Raw genomic sequence first — 4761 nt, 5'->3', positions numbered from 1 at the left:
GACAATCAGAATGTTCTTCATATAAATCACCCCCATCGGATTAGTAAAATTTCGATGCGTTAATGATAGTTCCGCTGTCATCTTTTATCAAGAAGAAAAAAGCAAAAGACAACCTCCAATTCATCCACGAAAAAGTTCCCCCTCTCCATAAATGGAAAGGGGGTTAGGGGGTGAGGTTCCAAATATGCTTACATTCATAATTCCATCGCTTTCACAAGATTATTTGAAGTCATTCTACATCAAGCAACTTAAGACCCACAACAGGTGCCATCAAGTTGAAATCTCTGTCATTGTGTAACAAAAACAAATTGTGCTCAATGGCTATCTGAGCGATCAAACAATCCACTGTACTCCGAATAGTAACGCCTTTTTTGCGACACAAAAAATATATCCTTGCAGCTTCTTCATATGTGAAAACGGGTGATAACGGATGATAAAAATTCTGACTGGAAAGGTATTCTTTTAACAATTCATACTCTTTATCATTTTTTGCCCCTTGAAGCAATTCCTGATAAATCATTGATGTTATACCAAAAGGAAGGTCTCGTTGTATGATTTCTTTTAAACACTCTACAGGTGCATTTGATTTCCCTTTTAACCAATCAATCAAAACCGATGTATCTACGAGAATCATATTCCTTCTCTACATTTTTTATAGTCATATCCTTCTTGAAATTCAATTTTTCCAGCGATATCCAACAAATTCAGTCTTTTTCTTTTTGCAACAAATTCCTGCAAAGCAACAACAAGGACTTCATCTTTAGTTTTAATCCCTGATAAATCAATTGCTTCCTGAATTAATTTATCATTCAATAACAGCTCTTTATTGATCATATAATAATACCTCTCGTTTTTTATCATATATTCTTTTCCGAACGCTTTCCACTTCGCGGTAATCTCTTCCAAACTGAATTTATTTGTTAATTGTTCATCATACGATTTGCCAGTCAAAAAAAATGTTTTCAAATCCGGCTTTCCGGTGTGCCACTCCGGTCTGTCAAAAAGGATGGAAGCGGTATTTAATATGGATGTAATAGAGAGGGGGTGAGGTTTCACTCCGGCAAAAACGTCCTAAGCACCGGAAGAATCTCACGAATAACCCCCTGCAACCTGGCATCCGCCTCTTCCGCCTTCTGATCGATATGCTCTGAATTTCACCCAAAACCCATTATCCATTGGAAACACTTCGCCATCAAGTTCTAAAAGGGTTTCAAGCCCTGTATTTTTCCTGATTCTGATTTTTTTTTGTGGTCAGGTACTACATCCCGGCATGGAAAACAAAATCAGAAAAATCCCCCCTGCCCTCTAATTCGAGGGTGTTCCCCCCTCATACTGCCGATCTTTCAGAAATTGATCAAGTACCGGCATCATATCCCGTGCAAAAGACTCCAGTCTTTGCTGAGAATCCTGCATTACCCCATCATCCTTGATTGATGTCATAAGACGTATGAAAAGATCATGGGTGTTATCTTTTTTAATGGCATGCATGGCAAGATGAAAGCGGTTGATGTTTTTGTCATGGGTTACCCTGTCCTTTGTCTGAAACCAGAAATAGACCAATTGACGGCTCTCCATTGGGCCACCAACAACCATTTGAGTCACATCAAATGTCTGATAGAAAGGGATATCGTGGAGAGTATGTCTTGATTGTTCCAGCGTTTTCCAACCAGATGCAGGCAAACAGACAGTGGGGCTGTGGAAAAAATTACGGTTTTCAAGAAATGCACTGCTTCTGTAGCCAATATAAAGGGAAACTACCTCATTTTTGTCATTCACATAATATCCACTAAAGGACTCTTCTGCCCCTGATGCCTCAATGATCTCTGGCTCAACAAGTTGCCTTTGACCCCGCCACTGGCCAAAATTGAGCAGAAAGCTCTCAATTCCACCTTTCACAAAAATTGGCGGCATGGCTTCAGTTCTGTATGTAAGAGTCCCTACCCCTGTAAGCAGAATAAGTGAAATCACAACTGCCAGTCCATTTTTAGGAGTTTGCTCTGTGGCATTGACATCTGGCCTGTTGACGCCCTTTGTCAAAACAGGTGAAGATGGAAACAAGCGAAGGAACATACTGAATATAAACAGAAAAAAAAGGCTGCCATGAAAATCACCCAGCCTTCAAAATCATGAAAAAAACCCTCCGCCATCTCGGTACCGTAATTATAGGTCAACACACCTGTGATTGCGATGCGAAGTACATTGGAAAAAATTGCTATGGGAATGGTTGACAGAACCAACAAAATACGTTTCCACAATGTCTTTTCAAAATAATAAGCATAGATTATTCCCAATGCGATCAAGGGGAACAAAAAACGCAAGCCACTGCATGCATCCACCACCTGTAGCTGTGTAACCCCAAGATCAATGATATTGCCGGATACGTGGACAGAGTATCCTAAGAGCCGGAGCATCATGCCACCAAGTTGTGATGAGAGGGATTTCAAAAAGACCCCGATGGTTCTGTCAAGAATCGTTGGAAGGGGAATCATAAAGACGAAGAATACCAAAGGCAACAAAATCTGTTTTGTTATGGCCATACCAAAACAGAAAAGCGCGAACAGAAATATGAGCGCAGGCAAAGCCGGTCTTGCAACATGTCCGCTTGAGCCGAGTACACCATATAGTGATACCAGTATAAATAAAAATAGCAGGGGCAGTGCAGGCAAGAAGATTTTTACGGGTATGTGTCTTAGCTGATCTCTCTTTTCCCAAACCAAATAAAAAGAGATAAAAGGTATAAGGATGCCATAGGAGTAGTCATCATTTGTCATCCATGTATTTACAAGAGAACTTAGAGGTACCCAATATGCAGCAATAAACGCAACTGTCAAAAGTGACACCTGAACCATAGCGTTGAAATAAATTTTTTCAACCAACCATTTCACTGATTATTCCCCCTCATATCACCCTGCCTTGGATCCTGACCAACATCAAAATGGGGAATGGACTCAATATCAATGGGCTGCCTCGACAGGCTCTTTATTTTGCTGACAACCACCCAGATCAATATATGATGAATATATTTTTTCATGACCGGAGAGGCAGAGCCTATCATCCAGCAATTTTTGGGACATTTTGCAACAAGTTCTCTCACTGCTTCGGCTCTCTTGCCATTCCATATGGCATCAAAGCTGTCTGCCTGACGAATGTTTCCAAAACTCTCAAACCAATATTTTTTCTCCATTCCATTACAGGGAAGTACTTCTCCATAAGGATCTATAAAAAAGTTTTCAGTCCCTGCCTCGCAGGGAAGCATTCTTCTGTTTCCCCGTATGTAATTGATTAAACCCAGGTTAAAAAAGGCTCTGAACCAGCTTTTGGGCTTTTTCTCATTTAAAAGGCGGTCAATCAATTCATGGAAATCAGAAATAACCTCATCCTGATTGGTAATAACGTTGTCATCCTTGCAAAAATAGAACGAATTGTGAAAGGCTGCCGTTGCAAACTCCAACCCCAACTGTCTTGCCAGCTCATACAGCCAGAGCATATCCTTTGAGTTGTTGTTGGAAACGGTAATACCGAACCCCACATCTTTTCGCCCCATCTCTCTCAAGCCCAGCAGGGTTTTTAATCCTTTATCGAAACCACCGTCCCGACCACGTAGTTCATCATTTTTTTGGGACAGCCCTTCAATACTGACCCTGAATCCCAAATTCGGGAATTTTTCCGACAGTTTAAAAATCCTGTCCGTGTAAAAACCACTTGTTGAGATGCATACCCTTTTTGATTTTCTAAATATCACTTCTACCAGTTCATCAAGATCCTCACGAATCAGAGGTTCCCCCCCTGTGATGTTGGTAACGTTAACTTCGGGCATTTTTTCAAGTTCCCGCGCTGTGATCTCCTTTTCAGAATCAGTGGGATGATTCCATATATCACACATTTTGCAACGCATGGGACAGCGATAAGTTGTAATGATTGATGCTTCCATATTATTTTCCTAACCTCACCCCCAGCCTCCCAATGCTGTTGCCTTAAGGATTCTCCGGCCATCTAAAGCCTGTAATGACAAGCCTTTCAGCCCCCAGTAATGAGGCATCATGAGCTTAAGTCAACAGTATTGCCCCAGCCTCCTCTCCATAGATGGAGAGGAGGAGGAATAAAAACACAGTCATAGAATTTTCCAGAATTCTCGATAATTGATAATTTGAACATCACAAAACGGATTCAATACCAACAGATCCTCATCACCCGTGATAAGATAGTCCGCATTACCCGCCACACACAAATCAAGAAGAAAATTATCTTTTGGATCACGGCATACTTCAAATTTCTCTTTTGCTTCTACGAACTCCGTTTTCGAATGAATAAGGGAAATCAGTTCAGTAATATCTTCTTTTGAAAAATACTTCGTAAATTTGGGTCGATGCAAAACTTCGACAAGCTCTTCAAAAAGTTCATCGCTGAACAATATCCTGATCCTATCGTCGATTAGTGCTTTGGAGAGACCGGAGAGGGTTTTTCCAATTAAAAAAGCAATCCAAATATTCGTGTCAATTACTACTTTGAGACTATTGGCCTTTTGCGCCATATCTTCTTCCCCGGACTGCCTCCACTTCTGCTGTAATATCATCTAAATTCAGGTCATCCGTTTTGATTTTTTCCAAAAAACGATTTAGACGAATCGGGAAAGTATCTTTTTCCAGCATCTGGACAATTTCCTTTTTTTCATTAATTCCGCACTGAGATATTAATGATTTCAACTGATTAAAATCTATTGCAAGTGTAAGATTCATAAACCCACCGTATTAAAATTACTTA

The 4761-nt window shown here is 40.4% G+C and carries 7 protein-coding genes; all 7 read right to left on the bottom strand.

Features of this window, described 5'->3' with window-relative positions; translation table 11 throughout:
* Nucleotides 1–229 precede the first annotated feature (229 nt).
* Entirely contained in the window at nt 230–634 is a 405-nt protein-coding gene (vapC, locus tag MTBBW1_RS24685) for a type II toxin-antitoxin system VapC family toxin (protein ID WP_080808867.1), read from the bottom strand.
* Nucleotides 631–1056 (bottom strand): type II toxin-antitoxin system VapB family antitoxin, encoded by a 426-nt coding sequence (locus tag MTBBW1_RS29260; protein WP_222424160.1) that lies wholly within the window; start codon nt 1054–1056, stop codon nt 631–633. The genes vapC and MTBBW1_RS29260 overlap by 4 nt, the downstream gene beginning before the upstream one ends.
* Before the next feature lie 249 nt (nt 1057–1305).
* Entirely contained in the window at nt 1306–2058 is a 753-nt protein-coding gene (locus MTBBW1_RS24675; protein WP_186441694.1) for an exosortase C-terminal domain/associated protein EpsI, read from the bottom strand.
* Nucleotides 2034–2885 (bottom strand): exosortase, encoded by an 852-nt coding sequence (gene xrt / locus MTBBW1_RS24670; RefSeq protein WP_080808862.1) that lies wholly within the window; start codon nt 2883–2885, stop codon nt 2034–2036. Before xrt ends, MTBBW1_RS24675 begins: the two co-directional genes overlap by 25 nt.
* The gene (locus MTBBW1_RS24665) at nt 2882–3931 is read right to left on the bottom strand and encodes a radical SAM protein (RefSeq protein ID WP_080808859.1); all 1050 of its coding nucleotides are present in this window, start codon (nt 3929–3931) and stop codon (nt 2882–2884) included. The genes xrt and MTBBW1_RS24665 overlap by 4 nt, the downstream gene beginning before the upstream one ends.
* Before the next feature lie 180 nt (nt 3932–4111).
* The gene (locus MTBBW1_RS24660; RefSeq protein ID WP_080808856.1) at nt 4112–4531 is read right to left on the bottom strand and encodes a putative toxin-antitoxin system toxin component, PIN family; all 420 of its coding nucleotides are present in this window, start codon (nt 4529–4531) and stop codon (nt 4112–4114) included.
* Nucleotides 4512–4736, bottom strand: coding sequence for a type II toxin-antitoxin system VapB15 family antitoxin (vap15, locus tag MTBBW1_RS24655; protein WP_080808852.1), 225 nt, complete (start codon nt 4734–4736; stop codon nt 4512–4514). Before vap15 ends, MTBBW1_RS24660 begins: the two co-directional genes overlap by 20 nt.
* Nucleotides 4737–4761: the final 25 nt, after the last annotated feature.

It is taken from the genome of Desulfamplus magnetovallimortis (assembly GCF_900170035.1).
GTDB lineage: Bacteria > Desulfobacterota > Desulfobacteria > Desulfobacterales > Desulfobacteraceae > Desulfamplus > Desulfamplus magnetovallimortis.
The sequence above is the reverse complement of the archived record's forward strand: the minus strand, read 5'-3'. Positions and strand labels throughout refer to the sequence as shown.

Bases quoted from the DNA above. Each gene is read 5' to 3' on its own strand.
- vapC (WP_080808867.1), bottom strand. From the start codon at position 634: ATGATTCTCGTAGATACATCGGTTTTGATTGATTGGTTAAAAGGGAAA.
- MTBBW1_RS24665 (WP_080808859.1), bottom strand. From the start codon at position 3,931: ATGGAAGCATCAATCATTACAACTTATCGCTGTCCCATGCGTTGCAAA.
- MTBBW1_RS24660 (WP_080808856.1), bottom strand. From the start codon at position 4,531: ATGGCGCAAAAGGCCAATAGTCTCAAAGTAGTAATTGACACGAATATT.
- vap15 (WP_080808852.1), bottom strand. From the start codon at position 4,736: ATGAATCTTACACTTGCAATAGATTTTAATCAGTTGAAATCATTAATA.